The 21,300-nt window shown below is 72.0% G+C and carries 21 protein-coding genes and 1 tRNA gene; 16 read left to right on the top strand and 6 right to left on the bottom strand.

The features are described 5' to 3' along the window. Window positions 1-53 precede the first annotated feature (53 nt). Window positions 54-599, top strand: a complete 546-nt coding sequence (locus tag JIAGA_RS0125200) for a dihydrofolate reductase family protein (RefSeq protein WP_026877803.1) — start codon at window positions 54-56, stop codon at window positions 597-599. Here the strand turns inward: JIAGA_RS0125200 and JIAGA_RS32295 are convergent. Both JIAGA_RS32295 and JIAGA_RS0125190 read right to left on the bottom strand, forming a co-directional pair. Next, on the bottom strand, window positions 526-3,843 hold the full coding sequence (locus JIAGA_RS32295) for an AfsR/SARP family transcriptional regulator (protein WP_035815267.1): 3,318 nt from the start codon (window positions 3,841-3,843) through the stop codon (window positions 526-528). The genes JIAGA_RS0125200 and JIAGA_RS32295 overlap by 74 nt on opposite strands. Before the next feature lie 109 nt (window positions 3,844-3,952). Continuing rightward, the gene (locus tag JIAGA_RS0125190) at window positions 3,953-4,783 is read right to left on the bottom strand and encodes a class I SAM-dependent methyltransferase (RefSeq protein WP_026877802.1); all 831 of its coding nucleotides are present in this window, start codon (window positions 4,781-4,783) and stop codon (window positions 3,953-3,955) included. Between the two features lie 152 nt (window positions 4,784-4,935). Between JIAGA_RS0125190 and JIAGA_RS0125185 the strand changes: the two genes are divergently transcribed. The 6 genes from JIAGA_RS0125185 to JIAGA_RS0125160 all read left to right on the top strand — a co-directional run bounded on the left by JIAGA_RS0125185 (window position 4,936) and on the right by JIAGA_RS0125160 (window position 9,014). Then, the gene (locus JIAGA_RS0125185) at window positions 4,936-5,628 is read left to right on the top strand and encodes a winged helix-turn-helix transcriptional regulator (RefSeq protein WP_026877801.1); all 693 of its coding nucleotides are present in this window, start codon (window positions 4,936-4,938) and stop codon (window positions 5,626-5,628) included. Between the two features lie 7 nt (window positions 5,629-5,635). Next, complete coding sequence (locus JIAGA_RS32290; RefSeq protein WP_035812958.1) at window positions 5,636-6,406, top strand: glycoside hydrolase family 16 protein; 771 nt, start codon at window positions 5,636-5,638, stop codon at window positions 6,404-6,406. A gap of 106 nt (window positions 6,407-6,512) precedes the next feature. Then, window positions 6,513-6,866, top strand: coding sequence for an ArsR family transcriptional regulator (locus JIAGA_RS0125175; protein WP_026877800.1), 354 nt, complete (start codon window positions 6,513-6,515; stop codon window positions 6,864-6,866). Beyond that, window positions 6,866-7,144 (top strand): hypothetical protein, encoded by a 279-nt coding sequence (locus JIAGA_RS0125170; protein ID WP_026877799.1) that lies wholly within the window; start codon window positions 6,866-6,868, stop codon window positions 7,142-7,144. The genes JIAGA_RS0125175 and JIAGA_RS0125170 overlap by 1 nt, the downstream gene beginning before the upstream one ends. An 8-nt stretch (window positions 7,145-7,152) precedes the next feature. Beyond that, window positions 7,153-8,124 (top strand): NAD(P)-dependent alcohol dehydrogenase, encoded by a 972-nt coding sequence (locus tag JIAGA_RS0125165; protein WP_026877798.1) that lies wholly within the window; start codon window positions 7,153-7,155, stop codon window positions 8,122-8,124. Between the two features lie 47 nt (window positions 8,125-8,171). After that, window positions 8,172-9,014, top strand: coding sequence for a phosphoribosylaminoimidazolesuccinocarboxamide synthase (locus tag JIAGA_RS0125160; RefSeq protein ID WP_026877797.1), 843 nt, complete (start codon window positions 8,172-8,174; stop codon window positions 9,012-9,014). A gap of 93 nt (window positions 9,015-9,107) precedes the next feature. Here the strand turns inward: JIAGA_RS0125160 and JIAGA_RS0125155 are convergent, their stop codons facing one another. Both JIAGA_RS0125155 and JIAGA_RS0125150 read right to left on the bottom strand, forming a co-directional pair. Further along, the gene (locus JIAGA_RS0125155; protein WP_026877796.1) at window positions 9,108-9,710 is read right to left on the bottom strand and encodes a dihydrofolate reductase family protein; all 603 of its coding nucleotides are present in this window, start codon (window positions 9,708-9,710) and stop codon (window positions 9,108-9,110) included. A gap of 94 nt (window positions 9,711-9,804) precedes the next feature. Next, a tRNA-Gly gene (locus JIAGA_RS0125150) sits at window positions 9,805-9,875 on the bottom strand. Window positions 9,876-10,029: 154 nt separating this feature from the next. On the opposite strand from JIAGA_RS0125150, the gene JIAGA_RS0125145 reads away from it, so the two are divergent. From JIAGA_RS0125145 to JIAGA_RS0125105, 9 genes are read left to right on the top strand one after another with little or no spacing between them, the layout of a single operon-like run. Continuing rightward, window positions 10,030-10,758: a GntR family transcriptional regulator gene (locus JIAGA_RS0125145; protein ID WP_026877795.1), complete on the top strand. Its 729-nt coding sequence runs from the start codon at window positions 10,030-10,032 to the stop codon at window positions 10,756-10,758. After that, complete coding sequence (locus tag JIAGA_RS0125140; protein ID WP_026877794.1) at window positions 10,755-12,422, top strand: thiamine pyrophosphate-dependent enzyme; 1,668 nt, start codon at window positions 10,755-10,757, stop codon at window positions 12,420-12,422. The genes JIAGA_RS0125145 and JIAGA_RS0125140 overlap by 4 nt, the downstream gene beginning before the upstream one ends. Further along, on the top strand, window positions 12,419-13,567 hold the full coding sequence (locus tag JIAGA_RS32285; RefSeq protein WP_035812956.1) for a mandelate racemase/muconate lactonizing enzyme family protein: 1,149 nt from the start codon (window positions 12,419-12,421) through the stop codon (window positions 13,565-13,567). The genes JIAGA_RS0125140 and JIAGA_RS32285 overlap by 4 nt, the downstream gene beginning before the upstream one ends. Beyond that, on the top strand, window positions 13,564-14,547 hold the full coding sequence (locus tag JIAGA_RS33500; protein ID WP_026877793.1) for an NAD-dependent epimerase/dehydratase family protein: 984 nt from the start codon (window positions 13,564-13,566) through the stop codon (window positions 14,545-14,547). The genes JIAGA_RS32285 and JIAGA_RS33500 overlap by 4 nt, the downstream gene beginning before the upstream one ends. Beyond that, window positions 14,544-15,026: a RidA family protein gene (locus tag JIAGA_RS0125125; protein ID WP_026877792.1), complete on the top strand. Its 483-nt coding sequence runs from the start codon at window positions 14,544-14,546 to the stop codon at window positions 15,024-15,026. Before JIAGA_RS33500 ends, JIAGA_RS0125125 begins: the two co-directional genes overlap by 4 nt. After that, on the top strand, window positions 15,023-16,072 hold the full coding sequence (locus JIAGA_RS0125120) for a TRAP transporter substrate-binding protein (protein ID WP_026877791.1): 1,050 nt from the start codon (window positions 15,023-15,025) through the stop codon (window positions 16,070-16,072). Before JIAGA_RS0125125 ends, JIAGA_RS0125120 begins: the two co-directional genes overlap by 4 nt. Beyond that, entirely contained in the window at window positions 16,069-16,632 is a 564-nt protein-coding gene (locus JIAGA_RS0125115; RefSeq protein ID WP_026877790.1) for a TRAP transporter small permease, read from the top strand. The genes JIAGA_RS0125120 and JIAGA_RS0125115 overlap by 4 nt, the downstream gene beginning before the upstream one ends. Continuing rightward, the gene (locus tag JIAGA_RS0125110) at window positions 16,629-17,405 is read left to right on the top strand and encodes a creatininase family protein (RefSeq protein WP_026877789.1); all 777 of its coding nucleotides are present in this window, start codon (window positions 16,629-16,631) and stop codon (window positions 17,403-17,405) included. Before JIAGA_RS0125115 ends, JIAGA_RS0125110 begins: the two co-directional genes overlap by 4 nt. A gap of 3 nt (window positions 17,406-17,408) precedes the next feature. Then, window positions 17,409-18,698, top strand: a complete 1,290-nt coding sequence (locus JIAGA_RS0125105; RefSeq protein ID WP_026877788.1) for a TRAP transporter large permease — start codon at window positions 17,409-17,411, stop codon at window positions 18,696-18,698. Here the strand turns inward: JIAGA_RS0125105 and JIAGA_RS32275 are convergent. Together JIAGA_RS32275 and JIAGA_RS0125095 are read right to left on the bottom strand one after the other, a co-directional pair. Continuing rightward, window positions 18,672-20,582 (bottom strand): sensor histidine kinase, encoded by a 1,911-nt coding sequence (locus tag JIAGA_RS32275; protein WP_051426490.1) that lies wholly within the window; start codon window positions 20,580-20,582, stop codon window positions 18,672-18,674. The genes JIAGA_RS0125105 and JIAGA_RS32275 overlap by 27 nt on opposite strands. Next, entirely contained in the window at window positions 20,572-21,276 is a 705-nt protein-coding gene (locus JIAGA_RS0125095) for a response regulator transcription factor (protein WP_026877787.1), read from the bottom strand. The genes JIAGA_RS32275 and JIAGA_RS0125095 overlap by 11 nt, the downstream gene beginning before the upstream one ends. Window positions 21,277-21,300: the final 24 nt, after the last annotated feature.

The following is a 21,300-nucleotide window of genomic DNA, read 5'->3' as shown; positions in this document are numbered from 1 at the left end:
GTCATTGTTACCCGTATCCCGAGCAGGAACACCGACCATTCACCGGAGGAATCATGCGCAAGCTCATCGAATCGACGTTCGTTGCTCTCGACGGCAGCATCGGCGCCCCGCACGTGTGGGGGGCGCCGTACTGGGACGAGGACCACGCGGGCTACGCCACCACGCTGCTCTTCGACTCCGATGCTCTCCTGTTGGGGCGGCGCACCTTCGAGAGCTTCGCCGAGGTCTGGCCGATGCGGGCCGGTGCCGGCGACGCCTACGTCGACCGCATCAACGCGCTGCCCAAGTACGTCGCGTCCCAGACCTTGAAGGGCGAGCAGTCCTGGAACGGCACCGTCATCGACGGTGACCTGGCCGATGGCGTCGCCGCGCTGAAGGAGCAGCCCGGCGAGAACATCCTGAAGTTCGGCACCGGCTCGTCGGACAAGACGCTGCTGGAGAACAAGCTCGTCGATGAGTACCACTTCTGGGTCCATCCGGTGATCGCCGGCGGCGACGACGAGCGACTGGGCGACGGGTTCGACGTCAGCCACCTGAAGCTGGTCGACCAGAAGCCGTTCCCGTCGGGCATCGTCGTCCTGGTCTACGCCCCGAAGTGAGGCACGCGGCGGACGGCCGCCCGGCGAGCTCCCGGGCGGCCTCCAGGGTGAGGCGGCCACCGTCCGTGAACGCGGCGGCGAAGGCCGCCTCGTCCTGTACCGCCCGGACGGCCGCGACGACACGGTCCAGCTCCCGCCGTTCTGCCGGCGACGGCGGCAGCTCCGCCCCCCGGCGTGACACCTCAGCCGCGCCGAGCACCACGGCCGCGTCGTGTCCGCGGCCGGTCAGGGCCAGTGCGGCGGCGGCACCCTCCAGAGCGAAGGACAGGTCGCGGCCGGCGGCCATCTCGTAGCTGAGGTCGTACGCCCGCAGGTGCAGGTCCAGCGCGGCGGCGCCGTCACCTCGCTGGGCGGCGAGGTAGCCGAGCTCGTTCAGCACCATCGACAGGTAGTACGCCGTCCCGGCTTCCGCGGACTGCTGCTCACCGGTCCGCCGCAGCTGCTCGAGCTGCTCCTGCGCGACGTCGAGGTCGCCGGCCCGGCGGGCGGCGAAGGCCAGCCCGAGGCCGGCGAACACCTGCGCGGCCTGCATGCCGTGCTCGGCCGCCAGCCGCAGGGCCTGTTCACAGTGGTCGCGGGCCACGGCGTTGTCACCGGTCTGCACCGCGATCCAGCCCAACCAGGACCGGAAGCCGGCCACGTCGGGCCAGAGTCCGAGCTCCTCGGCGAGCGGCAGCCCGTCGTGGCCCAGCCGGGCGGCGCGGTCGTAGTCGCCGGTCATGTCGGCCAGTCCGATCAGCCAGTCGGTGGCGTTCAGGGCGCCCCAGCGGTCGCCCAGGTCGCGGAAGACGGCCGCAGCGCGGCCGGCGTCGTGGTCGAGCGTGGCGAGGTCGCCGCGGACGTGCGCGAGGCCGGCGCGCAGGACCAGCGTCGCAGCCTCGCCCCAGCGGTCGCCGGCGGCTTCGAACGCCTTCGCCGCCCGGTCCACCATCGGCACGGTGACGGCGAGGTCCCCGAGGCCGAACGTGGCGTACGCGAGGAACCACTCCGCGCGGGCGCGGGCCCAGCCGGCGTGTGTGGACTCGTCGAACGGACGCAGCGCGGCCTCGCAGCGCTCGGCCCAGTCGCGGTGGTCGCCCTGCAGGATGCCGAGGCCGGTGTGCCAGGCCAGTGCGTGCCCGCGGACCTCGGGCGGCGAGTCGCCGGGGACCGCCAGTGCGGCCGCCACCGCCCGGCGCGCCTCGCCGAGTCGGCCGCGCAGGAACCAGTACCAGGTCAGCGCGCCGGTCAGCCGCAGGGCCAGCTCGGCGTCGCCCAGCCGGACCGCGGTGTCCAGGGCGGAGCGCAGGTTGGGCGACTCGGTGTCGAGGCGGCGCAGCCATTCCCGTTGCCGCGGTCCGCGCAGGTGCTCGTCCGCCTGAGCGGCCAACTCGGCGTAGTGCTCGGCGTGCCGGAGCCGGACCCGGGCGTGTTCACCGGCCTCGTGCAGCCGGTTGAGGGCGTAGGCACCGACAGACTCCAGCAGCCGGTATCGCGGTCCGTGGCCGCCGCGATCGTCCATCACCACCAGCGAGCGGTCCACCAGCCGGGCCAGCACGTCGAGCACGTCGGTGTCCGGGTCGGCGCAGACGGCTTCTGCGGCCGCCAGGGTGCATCCGTCGGCGCTGACCGCCAGCCGCCGCAGTACCACCTGGTCCGGTGGGTCCAGCAGGTGCCAGCTCCAGTCGATGGTGGCCGTGAGTGTGCGCTGCCGGGCCGGAACGTCGCGAGGGCCGGTGCCGAGTGCCCGGAAGCGGTCGTGGAGCCGGTCGACCAGCCCGTGGACGCCGAGCGTACGAACCCGGGTGGCGGCCAGCTCGAGCGCCAGCGGGATGCCGTCCAGCCGACGGCACAGCTGCGCGACGGCCGGGCCGGACTCCTCGTCGAGCGTGAAGCCGCGGGCCGCCGCGGCTGCGCGGGCGACGAACAGGCGCACCGCGTCCGATTCGGCCAGCTGCCCGAGATCGGCCTCCGCGGCCGGCACGTCGAGCGTGGGGACGTCCCACACCACCTCGCCGGTGAGGCCCAGGGGCTCGCGGCTGGTGGCCAGCACCCGCAGCCCGGGCGCAGCCCGCAACAGCCGGTCGGTCAGGGTGGCTGCCGGTGCGACGAGGTGCTCGCAGTTGTCCATCACCAGGAGCAGCTGCCGGTTCTCGAGGACGGCGGCGAGCCGGTCCGCGGGCGAGGTGGGCCGGCCGCCGGTGTCGGCGGCGTCGTGTACGTGGAGCGTGGCCATAACCAGCTCGGCGAGGTCGTCGACGGCGCGGTCGGGGTGGGGGCGTTCGAGTGCGGCCAGCTCCACGAGATACGCGCCGTCCGGGTACGCGCCCGCCAGGGGATGCGCGACGGCCGTCGCCAGCCTGGTCTTGCCGACGCCGCCCGGTCCGGTCAGCGTCACCAGCCGTTCGGTCTCCACCAGGGTGGAGACCGAACGGCGGGCGGCGTCGCGGCCGATCAGCGCCGGCGGCTCGCTCAGATTGGTTGCGCGTCGTGCGGGGCCGGGCGGTCGCACCGGCTGGGCCGTCAGCGCCGGATCCTGTTCGAGGATCGCCTGGCGCAGGGCGGCCAGGCCGGGACCGGGGTCCAGGCCCAGCTCGTCGGCGAGCCGGCGCCGGAGGTCGTCGTAGCTGTCCAGTGCCTCCCGTTGCCGACCGGCCCGATAGAGGGCGCGCAGGTGCGCTGCCCGCAGACTCTCGCGGAACGGGTGCTGCTGGACCAGGTCGGCCAGCTCGCCGGCGAGGGCGTCGTGATCACCGAGCTCGAGGCGGGCGTCGGCGTGGAGCTCCAACGCGACCAGGCGCTGCTCTTCCCACCGGGCGATGGCCGGACCGGCGAACTCGGTGTCGGCGAAGTCGGCCAGGGCCGGTCCGCGCCAGCTGCCGAGGGCGTCGGCCAGCAGGCGGGCTCGGCTGCGCGGGTCGGCGGCATCGCGGGTCTGGCCGACCAGCTCGCCGAAGCGGACGGCGTCGACGGCGGTCGTCACCAGCGCGTACCCCGGCGCGCGGGAGACGACGAGCTCGCGGGCACCCGGCTCGGCGTCGTCGAGCGCTCGCCGCAGCTGGGAGACGCGGACGTGCAGCGCGGCGGCCGGGTTGGACGGTGCGGCGTCACCCCACAGGTCCTCGACCAGCCGGTCCACGGACACCGGCCGGCCGGCGTTCACGAGGAGGTCGGCCAGCAGCGCCCGGACCTTGAGTCCTGGGACGGTGACCGGCTCGCCGTCGTCGGTCCAGACGGCGAGCGGGCCGAGTATCCCGAAACGCATGGTGCTCAAGATAGCCGCGCCGATCAGCGTGACCGGGCGGCGACCGAGCAGGGTCACGACGAGACGTGGCCCGCCCGCGTGTCGGGCGCCGATGCCGGAGCGCGCCGTGTCACGCGGCGCGCCGCGCCGTGACCAGCAGGTACTCCCAGTCCAGCACGGTGGCGTCGGTGCCGCGGTCGAAGCGGCGGGCGAGTGCGGCGAGGTCGTCGTCCAGCGCCGCCACCCGCTCGGGGTCGGCTTCGATGCCGCGGTAGGCCGCGATGACGGGCCCGTAGGTGGCCTTGAAGTAGTCGCGGAAGTCCTCGGGCCGCTCGAACCGGTCGACGGTGATGGTGCGGCGGCTCACGCTGACGTCGGTGACCTCGGCGCCGAGCAGCGACCGGACGTGTTCCTCGTCGCCCCACAGCGGCGGCGGCTGGACGCCGGGCGGGGGCGACGGCAGATACGGCTTCATCGTCGCGAACAGCTGCCCGATGAACCCTTCCGGGGTCCAGCTGATCAGCCCGATCGTCCCGCCGGGCCGGCAGACGCGGACCAGCTCGCGGGCGGCGTCGTGGTGGTGGGGTGTGAACATCACTCCGACGCAGGAAAGCACCACGTCGAACTCGCCGTCACGGTAAGGAAGTGCCTCGGCGTCCGCCTCGTCCCACTCCAGGGTCAGGCCCTGCCGCTCTGCCGCGGCCCGGCCGATCTCCAGCAGTTCGGGCGTCAGGTCGCTGGCGACCACCCTGGCGCCGGTCTGGGCCGCGGGCACGGCGGCGTTGCCGGTGCCTGCGGCGACGTCCAGGACCCTGTCGCCGGAACGGACACCGCAGGCGTCGACGAGGACCGGCCCCAGCTCCGGGATCAGGTCGGTGGCGACGGCCGGGTAGTCGCCCAGGGCCCAGATCTGGCGGTGTCGCGCCTTCAGAGCCCGATCGGCGTCGGTGTGCGTGGTCATGGTGGTGCTCCCCCCGAGTGGTTCCAGACGGCGGCCGGTCGCCTCCGTCTGGGCACTGACGCTACGAGCGGGTGGGTCCGGTGGCTAGTACACGATCTGTACTGGGACCCAGAAGCCTGGCCACACCGCTGATGCGGCTCTATGCTGCGGGAATGGGGGCGCCGTACCACCAGTTCTGCCCCGTGGCCAAGGCCATGGAACTCTTCGACGAGCGCTGGACGCTCCTCGTGGTGCGCGAGTTGGTCATCGGGTCGGAGCATTTCAACGAGTTGCGCCGCGGCCTGCCGCGCATGTCGCCGACGTTGCTGTCGCGGCGGTTGCACCAGCTGGTCCAGGCCGGCATCGTGGAGCGGCGGGTGGAGGCCGGCGACGTCCGGTACGTCCTCACCGGCGCCGGGCGCGAGCTGCGACCCGTCGTCGAGGCGCTGGGCGCCTGGGGCATCCGCTGGATCGGTGAGCTCGGTGACCATGACCTGGACCCCAAACTGCTGCTCTGGGACATGCACCGCAACATCGACCGCGACGCCGTGCCGGCCGGGCGGACGGTGGTCGGGTTCCGATTCCCGGATGCGCCGGCCGGCGCCCGCGACTGGTGGCTGGTCATCACGCCCGACGAGACCGACGTCTGTGACGAGGACCCCGGCCACGCCGCGACGGTCACCGTCGTCGCCGGCCTGCGCAGCATGACCGAGGTCTGGCGCGGCGACATCGGCTGGCAGGAAGCCGTCCGGTCGGGTGGGATCCGGGTCGCGGGACCGCCGCGACTGTGCCGCGCGCTGCCACAGTGGTTCACCTTGTCCGGCTTCGCCGGCGTACCACGGCCACCCGCCGTCGTCGCGGGGTAGGACGGCCATGGAGCAGTCGCGGACGCGACTCGACGAGTTCTTCGCCGGCAGCGCGCTCGATCCCGGCGTCTGGTTCCCGTACTACCTGCCGCACTGGAGCTCGCGGGTCGCCTCGGCAGCCACCTGGGCCGTGCGCGACGGAGAGCTGCACCTGACCATCCCGCGTGCCCAGCCGCTGTGGTGTGCCGACCTGCACCCGGAGCCGATGCGCGTCTCGTGCGTCCAGACCGGCAGCTTCTCCGGCCCGGTCGGCAGCACCGCCGGGCAGCTTCCGTTCCGTGATGATCTACGGGTCCGTGAGGCGCAGCCGACGCTGTGGGGCTACACGCCGCACTACGGCACGGTCGAGGTGCGCATGCGCGGCACCGTCACCGAGCGGTCGATGTTCGCGTTCTGGATGAGCGGCATCGAGGACCGGCCGGAGCGGTCCGGCGAGATCTGCGTGGCCGAGGTGTTCGGCTCCGGGGTGACTCCCGGAGCGGCTCAGGTGGGCATCGGGGTGCACCAGTTCCGTGACCCGATGCTGATGGAGGAGTTCCGCACCGTGCCACTGGCCATCGACGTCGCCGACTTCCACACGTACGGCGTCGACTGGCGGCCGGGATCGGTGACGTTCACCGTCGACGGATCGGAGGTGCGGCGGGTGAACCAGGCGCCGGACTACCCGATGCAGCTGATGATCGGCGTGTTCGACTTCCCGGCTCGCGCCGCGGGCCGTGGCGACTCCTCGGTGCCCGAGCTGGTCGTGGCGCACGTGCGCGGCCGGCCGCTCGCGTAGGCCGGGCGCCGGCCGACGGAGAATTCGGCTCACCAGCGCTTGTCGCTGCCATTTCGTCAAGCTATGGTTTCATGCGTAAGAAAATACTGACGCATGACGGGAAACGATGACAGTGGCGGATGGCGTGACCGGTGACCAGCTGGTCGAGATGCTGGCCGCGCTGGCCAACCCGATCCGGCTGCGCATCGTCGCCACCCTGGCCGGTGGCCGCGACTATGTCAGCCACCTCGCTCGCGAGATCGGCGTCAGCCGTCCGCTGCTGCACATGCACCTGCAGCGTCTCGAAGCGGCCGGCCTCGTCACGGGCAGCCTCGAGCTGTCCGACGACGGCAAGGCCATGAAGTACTACGAGGTCACCGACTTCGACTTGCGTCTCACCGCATCGGCGGTCAGCCGCGCGGTAGCGACCCTCACCAGCCCGGACCCGAACAAGGGCCCGTCACGCAAGGAGCAGACCTGATGAATTTCGGCGACGAGACGTCCTGGCCCGAGGCCGTCACCCTGCTCGGGGTGCTCGGTCTGATCGTCTTCCTGATCGTTGCTGGCGCGGCCACCTACCTCGACCTTCGCAAGACGAGAGTCACGGCGCAGCAGGAGGAGAGCCTGCGTCAACTGGTGGGCCGCTACGAACAGCTTGCGGCGAACACGCTCGACGCGCAGCAGCGGGCCGCGGCCGACGTCGCCGAGCTACGCTCGCGGACCGCCGCCATCGAGCAGATCCTGCGCACGGTGGAATGAGGCCAACCATGAAGGCGATGATTCGCGACACCTACGGCCCGCCCGCCCAGCTGCGGCTGGCCGACATCGACCCACCCGAGATCGGCGCCGGTGACGTCCTGATCAGGGTCCACGCCGCCGGTGTCGACCAAGCCGTCTGGCATCTCGTCACCGGGCTGCCCTACCTCGCTCGGCTGGGAGGCTTCGGTGTGCGCCGGCCGAAGAACCGAGTCCCGGGCGCCGACGTCGCCGGCCGAGTCGAGGCGGTCGGCCGCGACGTGACCACGCTGCGCCCGGGCGACGAGGTCTTCGGCACCTGCGACGGAGCCTTCGCGGAGTACGCGCGGGCCGCGGCCGACGCCGTCGTGCCGAAACCGGCGGACGTGACGTTCGAGCAGGCGGCGTCCGTCCCGACGTCGGCCTGCGCGGCCTTGCAGGCGCTGCGCGACAAGGGCCGGGTGCAGGCCGGCCAGCGGGTGCTGGTGATCGGCGCCGGCGGCGGCGTCGGGTCGTTCGCCGTCCAGCTCGCCGTCGCCATGGGTGCGGAGGTCACCGGCGTGTGCAGTGCCGGAAAGGCTGACCTGGTCCGGTCGCTCGGCGCCACCGAGGTCGTCGACTACACGCGGACGGACGTCACCACGGGTGAGCGGAGGTTCGACGTCATCGTCGACATCGCCGGGCATCGGCCGCTGCGGCGGTTGCGGCGCGTGCTCAACCGGCACGGGCGGCTGGTCATCGTCGGCTCCGAGGGCGGCGGCCGGTGGATCCAGGGCATGGACCGGCAGCTGCGCGCCATCGCGCTGTCGCCGTTCGTCAGTCAGCACCTCGGCACGCTGATCTCGGCTGAGCGCTCGGAAGACCTGCGGCACCTGGCCGAGCTGATGGCCGCCGGCACCGTCGTACCCGCGGTCGACCGGACGTTCCCCTTGGCGGACCTTCCCGCGGCGATCCAGACCCTGCGGAACGGGCAGGTGCGCGGCAAGGTCGTCGTCGTGCCGTGAGCTGGACGACCGCCGCTCGCCACCGCCGGACGTGCTAGAACGGTCGCGTGGAGCTGGTACACCGAGGCAAGGTGCGCGACGTCTACGCGGACGGTCCCGACGAGCTGATCCTGGTAGCGAGCGACCGGGTGTCGGTCTACGACGTCGTGCTGCCGACCCCGATCCCCGACAAGGGGAAGCTGCTCACCGCGCTGTCACTGTGGTGGTTCGACCAGCTCTCCGACGTGCCCAACCACGTCGTGTCGGCCACCGACGTCCCGGCCGAATGGGCCGGCCGCGCCATCCGCTGCCGCCGGGTCGAGATCGTCCAGATCGAGTGCATCGCCCGCGGCTACCTCGCCGGCCTCGGCTGGGAGGCGTACTCGAAGGACGGCGCCATCTCCGGTGTCGCCCTGCCCGCCGGCCTCCTCCAAGGCGACCGGCTGCCCGAGCCGGTGTTCACGCCCACCACCAAGGTCGCGCCCGAAGACGGCCACGACGAGCCCATCAGCTTCGAGGAGATGGGTTCGCTGGTCGGTGTCGAGCTCGCGGAACGGCTGCGCACGTTGACGCTCGACCTGTACTCCCGGGCGGCCGCCATCGCCGAGGAGCGTGGCGTCCTCCTGGTGGACACCAAGTTCGAGTTCGGCCTGACCCCCGACGGCGACATCGTGCTCGCCGACGAGGTCCTCACCTCCGACTCGTCTCGATACTGGCGGGTCGAGGACTGGAAGCCCGGCGGCCGCCAGTACGGCTACGACAAGCAGTACGTCCGCGACTGGGCCAGCGACCTCGGCACCTGGGACCGCACGCCGCCCGGTCCGGAGATCCCCGCCGACGTGGTCGAGGAAGCGGCCCGCCGGTATCGCTTCATGTACGAGCGCATCACCGGGCGAACCTGGACCGGCTGAGTTCGCGCTCTGCTCAGCGCGCTCTGGTGATGGCGGGTGGTTTGGTGGGCCCAGGGCGCCACCGAACCACCCGCCATAGAGCCAGAACAAGGACTACTTGCGCACCGCATAGCGCAGATGCAGGACGCCGGGATCCTCCAGCACGCGCACCAGATCAAGCTCGGTGTGCTCGGACGGGAGCCCCTCGAACAGCCGCCGCCCCCGGCCCAGCAGCACCGGCCGAAGCTGGATGTCGATCATGTCCAGTACACCGGCCTTCAGTGCCTCCTGGCCGGTGTAGGCACCGTGCATCATCACGTTCCGGTCACCTGCGGCCTGCTTGGCCTGTTCCACACAAGAGGCGATGCCATCCGTGACGAAGTGCACCCGCTCGTACGGGTTCTCTGCCGGCGGCTGGTGCGTCGGCACGAAGATCGGCACACCGCCGTGGTGATCCCCGCCCCAGTAACCGGCGAAGTCCCCTGTCCGTCTCCCGGTGATCACGGCGCCGGTCGCCATGCTCTCGTCGAACACACGTTGGCTGTTGGGATGCTTCGGGCGGAATGCGTTGGCCCCTTCTGCGCCTGGCTCGGCCCCACCCCCGAGCCAGTTCATGAGCCGCATCCCATTGGTCCCAGCGGGGTTCTCGGCGTTGTCGTCTGGTCCGGTGATGAACCCGTCAAGTGACATCGCCATGGTCAGGAACACTTCAGACATTCCTGTTCCTCTCCGCATAGGGATCGTCCCTGTTCGGCAACGACAACGGCCCAGGCCGACAAGTGTGCCGTTGACCTGGGCCGGAACCGCGTAGAGCGGGTGACGGGAATCGAACCCGCGTTGTCAGCTTGGGAAGCTGGAGTTCTACCATTGAACTACACCCGCAGCTGCCGCCTCTGAGGGCGGCAACGAGGCTGAGCATACCTGTTTCTCGCCGCGCTGCGCATCTGGGCCGATCTGTCGCTCCGCCTGGTGCGTTCTCGTGAAACCTGCCGCTCGGCTCTTGACATGACCGCGAACGGTAGATTTTATAAAATCCATGGTTCGCGCCAAGGTCTCCCGGGACGCCCTCAGCGACCGGGCATACGAGATGCTCAGAGCCCAGATCATCGATCACCGGCTGGCTCCGGGTGAACGGCTCACCATGGAGCGGCTCACAGCCGCACTGGACGTCAGCCACACCCCCATCCGGGAGGCGCTGAACCGCCTGGTCTCCGAGCGTCTGGTGAGCGTGGAGGCGTACCGCGGCTTCCGGGTAACCGAACTGCTCGACGCCGACGAGCTGCGGCAGCTGTTCGACGCCCGCCTGGTCATCGAGCAGGGCGCGCTGCGCACCGCGACCAGCAGCATCGACGACGACGCGCTCGCGGAGATCGGCCGGATCGTGGAGAAGATGGACGGTGTCGCGTCCGCGCCGACCCTGGACGTCAACGCGTTCAACGAGCTCGATGCCCAGTTCCACCGCGCGACGGTGGCTGCCGGCGGCAACGTCTTCCTGCTCAACGCGTTCGACGACCTGAAGGTCCACGTCCAGGTCGCGCGGCACTACCGCGGCCGGTCCATCGGCGAGGCCCGCGAGGCCCAGGCGGAGCATCACGACATCCTCGACGCGCTGGCGCGCTCCGACAGTGAGGCGCTGCTACGGCATGCGGCCACCCATGTCGAGAACGTCTTCCGGCGCCTTCAGCAGCCCGACGGCGACCAGTCCGCCGCCGACCAGCCCACCACCGACCAGCCTGCCGCCGACCGCGCGGAGGCCGCCCGATGACGACGACGGCGGCCGCCGCGACCATCGACCTGCTCAGCGCCGCCGGGGTGCGGCGCTTCTACACGGTCCCCGGTGAGAGCTTCCTGGAGCTGATGGACGAGGTCGCGGCCCGGCCGGAGCTGGAGCTCATCTCCACCCGGCACGAGTCGGGTGCGGCGTTCATGGCGGAGGCGGAGGGCAAGCTGACCGGCCGGCCGGCGGTCGCGATGGCCACCCGCGCCGTCGGTGCCACGAACCTGGCCATCGGGGTGCACACGGCGCACCAGGACTCCACGCCGATGCTGGTGCTGCTCGGGCAGGTCGAGACCGATCACCTGGGCAAGGAAGCGTTCCAGGAGGTCGACCTGCCGCGGTTCTTCGGGCAGTTGTCGACGTTCGCGGCGACGGTGCACAGGTCGGACCGGGCGGCGGACACCGTGGCGCGGGCGTTGCAGGCGGCCACCAGCGGCCGGCCGGGCCCGGCGGTGGTCGCGTTCCCGTCGGACGTGCTGGGTCGGCCCGGGCAACCGGCCGCGCCCCGGCTCCCGGCCCGGCCCACCCCGCTGGCGAACGCCGGTCAGGTGGCCGCGGCCGCGGAGCTGCTCAGGAGCGCGCGGCGGCCGGTGGCCATCGTCGGCGAGGGGGCCCAGGACGGGCACGACGTGCTGACCCGGCTGGCCGAGCGGTACGGCATCGGCGTGTACTCGGCGTTCCGCCGCCAGGACACCTTTCCCAACAGTCACCCGAACTACCTCGGGCATCTCACGCTGGGCACCCTGCCCGACCTCCTCCAGCCGCTGCGGGAGGCCGATGTGGTCCTGGTGCTGGGGAGCCGGCTGGACGAGGTCACCACCCAGACGTACTCGGTGCCGGTGGCTGGCAGCCAGGTGATCCAGGTCGACGAGGACCCGCGGACGCTGGGCAGCGTGGTGCCGCTCGCTCTGGGCGTGGTGGCCCAGCCGGTCGGCTTCGCGGCCGCGCTCGCCGTACATCCCGGCGCTCCGGCCGCCCACCCCGGCGCGCCCACCGACCCCACCACCGACTGGTCCGCCGCCCACCGCCGCTACCTCGAGCTCAGCGATCCGGCGGCCGGCCACGAGGCGGCCGAGAACGGCGTGCACCCGACGGACGTGATGGCGGCCCTGCGCCGGCACCTCGGTACCGACACGGTGGTGACCAACGATGCCGGCAACTTCTCCGTCTTCGGACACCGCTACTGGCGGTTCGAGCGGCCGCGCACGCAGGTCGCGCCGATTTCCGGGGCCATGGGGTACGCGGTACCGGCCGCGGTCGGTGTGGCGCTGGCGGCGCCGGAGCGACGGGTCCTCGCGCTGGCGGGTGACGGCGGCTTCCTGATGACCGGCCAGGAGCTGGAGACGGCTGCCCGGTACGGCGCCGAGCCGCTGGTCGTCGTCTTCCAGAACACGCTCTACGGCACGATCGCCATGCATCAGGCCCGCTCGATGGGCCGCACCGGCGGCATCGACATCGGCCGGGTCGACCTGGCCGGTTTCGCCCGGTCGCTGGGCGCGGCCACCCGCGGCGTCGACGACGAACGACACCTCGACGACGCGCTACGGGAGCTGGACGCGGAGAGCGGACCCAGGGTGCTCGTCGTCCAGACCGACCCGGACGTCCTGACGCCGACGACCCGGCTCTCCGGGCTGATGGGAGCACCGGCATGAGCGGCAGCCCGAGCATCGCGCGGATCGAGGCGATCCCGGTCCACGACGTGCTCGCCCCCGCCGACGTCTATGGCTCGTCCCGCGGGCTGGTGCGGGCCAGGGCAGCCACCCTGGTCCGGCTGGAGACCGCCGACGGCGTGGTCGGCTGGGGCGAGGCGTGGGGCGCATCCCGCGCGACGGCGGTGCTGGTGGGGGAGATCGCCGCCGAGCTGACCGGGCAGCGGCTGGAGCCGTCCGGGAGCTGGTTCACCCGCCTGCTGAACCAGCGCTATCACCACACCAGCGGCGGCCACCACGTCGCGGCCGCCGGGGCCATCGACATCGCGATGTGGGATGCGCTGGGCCGCACCCTCGACGTGCCGGTGCACCTGCTCCTGGGCGGCCGGACCCGCGACCACCTGACGCCGTACGCGTCGGCCGGGTACATCACCCACGACAACGACGCCGGCCGGTTCGCCGACGGGTTGCGCGAGCTGGCCGCGGACGGCTACCGGGGCGTGAAGATCAAGCTCGGGCTCGGGTTCGAGAGCGACGTCGCCCGCACCCGGGCCGCGCGCGAGATCCTCGGCCCGGACACCACGATCCTGCTGGACTTCAACGGCAACTACACCGCCGACCAGGCGCGCCGGTCCATCGCCCGGCTGGCCGAGTTCGCGCCGGGCTGGATCGAGGAGCCGGTACCGCCGGACGACCGCAGCGGCTGGGCGTTACTGCGCGAGTGCGGCGTCCCGCTGGCCGCCGGCGAGGCCGTCTACACCCGGTACGGGTTCCGCGACCTGATCGCCGGCCGGGTCGTCGACGTCGTGCAGCCGGACGTGTCCAAGTGCGGCGGGCTGGGGGAGGCGCGGGTCATCGCGCACCTGGCGCAGACGTGGAACGTGCGGTTCTCGCCGCACGTGTGGGGCGGAGTGGTCGCGCAGGCGGCGTCGGTGCAGCTCCTGGCCTCGGTACCGGACTATCCGCACGTCGACCATGCCGCGGAGCCGCTGTGGCTGGAGTACGACCGCGGCCGCAACGCGCTGCGCGACGAGCTGGCGGTGCGCCCGTTCACGTTCGACGGCGGCGTGGTCACCGTGCCGGACGGCCCGGGGCTGGGCATCGAGATCGACGAGGCCGCCCTCGACCGGTTGCGGGCGGACCGATGAGCCGCGCGCTGCTCGTCGTCGGAGGCACCGGGTTCATCGGCGCCGCGGTGTCGCGAGCCGCCCAGGCGGCCGGCTGGGCCGTCGCCGTCACCGGACACGACGCCGAGACCGCAGGCGACGCCGCGGCCGGCCTGCCGGGCACACCCGGTGCCCGCCGGGTCGCGCTGGACGTCACCGACCCCGACGCCGTCGGCGCCGTGTTCGACGACGTCCGCCCCGACGCCGTCGTCCACCTTGCCGCCTACGGTGCCGGCGATGCGGGCCTGGCCGCTGGTGCCACCCAGAACCCGGCCCGCGCCGTCGACGTCAACGTCCGCGGCCTGGCACACGTGATCGAGGCGGCGGCGGACCGCGGGATCCGGCGGATCTGCTGGTCCAGCAGCAGCACCGTCTACGGTCCCGACGGCGGCCGCGGCCTGGTCGACGAGGACGCCGCCACCCACCCGGACTCCGTCTACGGCGCCACGAAGGTCGGCGCGGAACAGCTGGCGCGGGTCCTCCGCGCCCAGCGTGACCTGTGCGTCGTCGGCATCCGGCTGCCGCTGGTGTACGGGCCGGGCCGCTGGTACGGCGGCAGCCAGGAGTCGCTGGTCCGGTTCGTCGGCGACCTCGCCGCCGGCCGCGACGCCCGGATCGACGCCTGGACCGGCGCCGCCGACTGGATCCACGTCGACGACGCCGCGGCCTCGCTGCTCGCCGGCGTCACCGTCGAACCCGGGCGCGAGCTCTACAACGTCGTCGGCCACCGCGGCAGCCTCGCCGACCTGGCCCGCGCCCTGATCGCCGCGGCGTCAGCCGGCACGACGGCCGGCATCACCGCGCAGGTCACCGACGTCACCGACGGCGCGCCGGACCTGCCGGCCATGGACGACCGGCGCATCCGCGACGAGCTCGGGTTCCGCCCCCGGTTCGCCGACGCCGCAGCAGGCGCGGCCGGATATCTCGCGCCCGCCCGACCCGACACCGAGGAGGCACCGTGACCACGAGCCCCACCCGCCGCCTGCGTGAGCTCGGCCTGGCCCTGCCGCCGGCGGCGACGCCCAGCTTCGACTACGTCCCGGTGACCCAGGCCGGCGACGTCCTCTATGTCAGCGGCCAGCTGCCCAAGGAGGACGGCCAGGTCCGGATCACCGGCCGGCTCGGCGACGACGTGGACGTCGAGACGGCGCGGCGGGCGGCGCGGATCTGTGTCCTGCAGGGACTGGCCTGCGCCGCTGAACACGTCGGCGACCTCGACCGGGTGGACCGGGTACTCCGGATCACCGGTTTCGTCGCCAGCACCCCCGACTTCCACGACCATCCGCTCGTCATCGACGGCGCGAGCGAGCTGGTCGGCCAGATCTTCGGCGACCGAGGCAAGCATGCGCGGTCCGCCGTCGGCGTGGCGGCTCTGCCACGCCGTTCCCCGGTCGAGATCGAGTTCATCCTCGCCGTCGCCACTTCGGGAGGCACAGCGTGAAGCGCAGAACCCTGACCTGGACCCTGACCGCGGCCGCCGCTCTGCTCGTCGCGCCCGGTTGCAGCTTCGTCACCGGCGACGACGGAGGTGGCGGCGACGGCGGTGCGAACGCCTGCACCGACCAAGAACTGCGGCTGGCCACCATCCGGGCCGAGTCGGACCCGGCCACCCTCGCCGCGGAGCGGTTCGCCGAGCTGGTGGACGAGCGCACGGACGGCCAGCTGACCGTCCGCGTCTTCCCCAACAGCCAGATCGGCGGCGTCAACGACATCTTCGCCGGCCTCAGCGCCGGTCAGGAGGTCGACATCTTCTACGAGGGCATCAGCATCTACCCCACGCTGGAGGGCGCCTCGGCGTTCACGATCGTGAGCGTCCCGTTCCTCTGGGACAGCTACGAGCAGCTGCTCGGAGTGCTGCGCACGGACCGGTTCACCGAGCTGCTGGAGGAGGCCGCCGACGCCTCCGGCGTCCGGGTGGTCGCGATCGAGGGCGACGCGGAACCGCGGGCGCTGTCGGCCAACCGGGCGATCGAGACGCCGGCGGACATGGAGGGGCTCAAGCTGCGCATCGCCGAGGCACCCATGCCGCAGGCCTTCGCTCGGGCCCTCGGCGCCGAGCCGCAGGTCATCCCGCTGGCCGATCTCTACCTGGCGCTGCGCCAAGGCGTGGTGGACGCGCAGGAGAACGGCTCCATCACGATCGTCAACCAGAGCCTGGACGAGGTCCAGGACTATTACATGCCCACGGACTACATCCGCGACGCCCGGTCCTGGTACGTCTCCGACGGCTGGTGGGACTCGCTGTGCGAGGAGCACCAGGACGTGATCGTCGAAGCCGGGCACGAGGCCGGCGAGCTCGACACCACCGAGGTCCGGGCCCAGATGGACGACGCGATGGCGCAGCTGGAGGAGTCGCTGACGGTCGTGGAGCCTGACGTCGAGGCGTTCCGGACCGCGGTGGCCGACGTGTTCCAGCAGTTCGACGGCGACCTGTGGCCGGCCGGCCTGCTCGACGAGGTGGCCGAGCTGAAGGCGCAGGCGTCGTGACGGCGGCCGGCGCGGCGGGCGCGGACGGCTCGGACGGTGGCGGCGCGCCTCGGACCCGCCTCGGCGTCGTCGCGTCGGTCCTCGGCCGGGTGACGGCGTGGGCCGGTGGCCTGGCCTTCCTCAGCATCCTCGTCATCAACCTGGCCCAGATGATCGTGCGGCAGTTCGGGCACGGCTGGTTGTGGGTCACCGATGTGAGTCAGCTGCTGCTCATCTGGACCGTGATGCTCGGTTCGGTGGCCGCGTACTGCCACGCCGAGCACATCGCCACCGGCTGGTTGGACACCAAGCTGACCGGGCGGCCACTGCAGGCCCTCCTGCTGGTGCTGCGGGTGGTCGAGATCGGCTTCTTCGCGATCATCTGCGCGGCCGGCATCTCGGTCGCCCAGGCGCGCGACAGCATCCCGTACGTCCAGCTCGGCGTGCCGACGTCGTGGGCATACGCATCCATCCCGGTGGCCGGGGCGTTGCTGATCGTCGCGGCCGTCACCCTGCCGCTGCGGCCGGCCGGGACCCCGCCGCCGTTGCCCGAGCCCGACCTGGAGAGGACCGTCGCATGAGCCGGTTGAGCGACCTGACCACCACGGAGTACGCGGAGCTCGCCGAGCAGGCGACCGTGGCCCTCATCCCGGTCGGCGCGAACGAGCAACACGGGCCCAACCTCGGGATGGGCATCGACTGGCGAGTAGCGGTGGAGATCGCCGACCGGGTCGCGGCCGAGGTCGCACCGCTCGCGGTCGTGACGCCGCCGCTGCCGTTCGGGTTGTCGGCGCACCACCTCTCGTTCGCGGGGACGCTCAGCATAGGCGCGGACGCGTTCCGGGCCGTCCTCACCGACGTGGTGCTGAGCCTGCGCTGGCACGGCATCGAGAAGGTCGTGTTCGTCAACGGCCACCGCGGCAACGAGAACGTGCTCGGCGTGCTGACGACGGAACTGGCGTACACGCACGGTGTCGAGGCTGCGTCGGCGTTCTGGATGACCCAGGCGGCCGACGTGGTGGCTGCACACCGTTCGACCGCCCGCTGGGGTCACGCCTGCGAGGTGGAGACGAGCGTCGCGCTGGCCGTCACTCCGGACCTGGTGCGTCCGGACGCGCTCGAGGCGGGCGACCTGATCGACGACTACGGCGCGTTCGAGGACAACTACGAGCCGTTCGCGGTCACCGTGCCCCGGTCGTTCCGCTCGCGTACCCGCAACGGTGTCTTCGGCGACGCCCGGCTGGCCAGCCGGGAAGCCGGCGAGGAGATCGTCGCGACCGCGGTCCAGCGGACGGCGCGGTTCGTGCGCGAGTTCGCCGCCCGGCCGTCCCGGCTCCCCGCTGACGAGGGGTGAGCCGTGGAGACCCTCGTCCTGTTCCTCACGCTCTTCGCCTGCATGGGGCTCGGCCTGTCGGTCTGGATCTCCATGGGCGTGGCCGCGCTGGTCACCATTGCGGCGCTCGGACTGGGCGACGCCACCAGCCTGCCGACGGCGATGGCGAAGGGCATCGGCAACTTCGAGCTGCTGGCCATCCCGTTCTTCATCCTCACCGGTGAGCTGCTGAATCGCACCGGCATGACCGAACGCATCCTGCGGCTGATGATGTACTTCCTCGGCCGGTTGCGCGGCGGCCTCGCCTACGCCTCCGTCGGCGTCAACGTGGCCGTGTCCGGAGTCTCCGGCAGTGCGCCTGCTGACGCGTCCGCCGTCTCGTCGGTGATGTTGCCGGCCATGAAGAAGGAGGGTTATCGGCCCGAGTTCGCCGCGGCCGTCAACGCCAGCGCCGCGGTGATCGGGCCGATCGCGCCGCCGAGCATCCCCATGATCTTCGTCGCGCTGGTGACGAACCTGTCGGTGGGGCGGTTGTTCCTGGGCGGGGTGATCCCGGCGCTGCTGCTCGCCGGGTCGATGGTGCTGCTGATCATGTGGAACGCCCGGCGCGGACTGCTGCCACGCACCGTCATGGTCGAGCGCCGGCCTGGCGACCTGTGGCGGCTGACCCGTGCGGCGCTGCCGGCGCTGGGCGCCCCGGTGCTGCTGATCGGCGGCATCCTCACCGGGTTCGCCACCATCACCGAGCTGGCGATGCTGGCCGCGGCGTATGTACTGCTGCTCGGCCTGGTAATCTACCGGACGCTGAAGCCGCGGGACCTGCTGCCGTTGTTCCGTGACGGGGCGGTCTTCAGCGCGACCATCATGATCCTCTTCGCCGTGGTCGGTGCGTTCTCCTACGTCCTGACCGTGGGCGACCTGGGGGCCAGCCTGTCCTCGTTCATCGAGGAGGCGAACGTCGGGCCGGTGGCGTTCATCCTGCTGGCGATGCTGTTCTTCCTGATCGTCGGGATGCCGATGGACGCGGTGCCGGCGATCCTGATCTTCCTGCCGATCCTGCTCCCGGTGGCCGTCGAACTGGGCATCGACCCGATCCACTTCGGCGTGATCGTTGTGGTCAACCTGATGCTCGGGCTGCTCACCTGGCCGGTCGGCGCGCTGCTGTACGTACTGACGAAGATGAGCGGAGTGAGGTTCGGCCGGCTCAGCATGGCCGTGCTGCCCTTCCTCGGTGTGATGATCGCGGTGCTCCTGTTGCTGGCCCTCGTGCCGGACCTGGTGACGTGGCTACCGGAGGTGGCCTTCGGCGAGTGACGAAGCGGCCGCCGGGACGGAGGCGTGCAGCGGCAGCCGGATGGTGAACGTCGATCCGGTGCCCTCGGTGCTGTCGACCTCGACGCTGCCGCCGTGGGCGTCGACCAGGTGCTTGGTGATGGCCAGGCCGAGGCCGCTGCCGCCGGTGGCGCGGGCGCGCGACGTGTCGGGCCGGTAGAAACGGTCGAACAGCCGGTCGAGGTGCTCGGCGGCGATGCCGGGGCCGTCGTCGGTCACGGTCAGGACCACGTCGGTGCCCGATGCCACCGTCCGCACTCGCACGTGCGCACCCGCCCCGGAGTACCGAACCGCGTTGGCCACCAGATTGCCCAGTGCCTGCCGCAACCGGGTGGGGTCGACGTCGACGACCACGGGTTCCGGCGCGTCGACGGTGAGGGTCAGCTCGGCGGCCGCGGCGCCGGCCTGGTGCGCAGCCGTCACCTGCTGCGCCAGGGCGGCCACATCCGTCTCCTCGCGGTGCAGTTGCAGCATCCCGGCGTCGGCGAGGGCGAGGTCCTGGAGGTCGTCGATGAGCCGCTGGAGGAGGCTGGACTCCTCCAGCAGCGACTCGACCAGCGCCGGGTCCAGCGGGACGACTCCGTCCTCGGCGGCCTCCAGGTACCCCCGCACGTTCGCCAGCGGGGTGCGCAGTTCGTGCGCGATGTCGCTGACCATCGCCTTGCGCTGCCGTTCGTTCTCCTCGATGGCCGACGCCATCGCGTTGAACGCGTGCCCGAGCCGGGCCACCTCGTCGCGCCCGGTCACCCGGACCCGGGCGCCGCGCCCACCGGCGGCCATCCGCTGGGCGGCCTCGGTGAGGGTGCGGATCGGATGGGTCAGCCGCCGGCCGGCCAGCACCGTCACCCCGGTCGCGGCGGCCAGTACGACCAACCCCGTCAGCGCCGTGCGCACCCAGCCGCCGCCGGAGAACGCGTCGAACCGGTCGGACGAGCCGATGTACAGCAGAGCCGGATCGGCAAGATACGGCTCCATGGTCTCCTGGTGTGCCTCGACGGAGCACCTCGACCACTCGCCCTGCGCCTCCTGGTCGTCGGGGGGCGGGAGGATCGACGGCATGCCGTACCCGTCGGTCGCGCGCTGGTACGAGATGCCGGCGTCGTCCAGGCACGCGGCGGTGAGGTCGGTCTGGGTCTGGGCCAGATCGATGGTGGCCTGGGTGGGCGCGGTCAGCTCCTCCGGGACACACCCCAGGATCTCGACCTGTGTGGTGGGTTCGAATGTCTCCTCACCCGCTGTCGGCTCGGCCGGCTCCGGCGTGCTCGCCGGCGTCGGCGTGGGCGGCGGCGGGTTGTAGGTGATCTGGCCGTCGGCACTGACCATCACCTCCTCGTCGCCGGCGATGGCGCGTGCACACACCGTCGCCTGGTCGGCGAGAGCGGTCCGCTCGGCGGCCTCCATGCTGCTGGGGGCGAGGTGCGGCACCGCGGCCCCCGCGAGCGCGAACCCACCGCCCGCAGTCGAGACGAACGACAGGGAGCTCGCGACATTCAGGCTCATCGTCTGCTGCGGCGCGAGCGGGTCGAGGTCGGCAGTGGGCGTGCCCGGCAGCGGCTCACCGGCGTCACCTGCGTAGTCGGCGGAGTCGGCCAGCACCTCGCCGTCCGGGGTCGTCACGGCCACCCGGTTGCCGACGGACTCGGCCAGCTCCCGCACCACGGGCGCGACGTCGTCCCAGGAGTCGTGCGACGAGGCGTAGAACAGCAGCTCCTGGTAGACATAGGTGTCCGACTCCAGGGTGCGTTCGACCTCGTTGCGCAGCCGGTCACTGGTGCTCTGGGTGGCGATCCACGCGGTGGCGGCGATGGAGAACACCGCGACGCCGAGGAACAGCCCGAGCAGCCGGACGGACAGGTTACGACGCATCGCGCACTCCCGGGCGGTCGGCCAGCTTGTACCCGACGCCGTAGACGGTGAGCAGGTAGCCGGGGTCGGCCGGGTCGGTCTCGATCTTCCGGCGCAGGTTCATCACGTGCACGTCCACCGTCCGGTCCAATGCGTAGTGGTCGAAGCCGAACGCCTGCTCCAGCAACTTCTGCCGCGGGAAGGCCCGGCCCGGCTCGGCGATCAGGCACTCGAGGATCTTGAACTCCGCGGGCGTCACGTCCACCCGGCGCCCGTCCAGGTGGACCTCGTGCCGCTCGGCGTCGACCACCAGGGCACCGACGCGGTACGGCCCGGACCCGCCCCGCTGCCGGCCGGCCCGGCGCAGGATGGTGCGCACCCGTGCCACCAGCTCGCGCGGGCTGTACGGCTTGGTCAGGTAGTCGTCGGCGCCCAGGTCGAGGCCCAGCAGCAGGTCGTCCTCGGTGGACCGGGCCGTCAGCATGATGATCGGGGTGTCGGACTCCGACCGCAGGATGCGGCACACGTCGAGGCCGTCGACCTTGGGCATCATCACGTCGAGCACCAGCAGGTCCGGCCGGCGCCGGCGGGCCTCGTCGAGGGCGGCCCGGCCGTCGTGGGTGACGGCGACAAAGTGACCCTCGCGTTCCAGGTAACGGCGGACGAGTTCGGCCTGCTTGGTGTCGTCCTCGGCGACGAGAATCCGGGCGCCCATGGGCATCGAGTGTGGCAGGAACCT

Origin of the sequence: Jiangella gansuensis DSM 44835 (genome assembly GCF_000515395.1) — a bacterium.
GTDB classification, from domain to species: Bacteria; Actinomycetota; Actinomycetes; order Jiangellales; family Jiangellaceae; genus Jiangella; species Jiangella gansuensis.
This window is presented reverse-complemented; position numbering and strand designations above follow the sequence as displayed.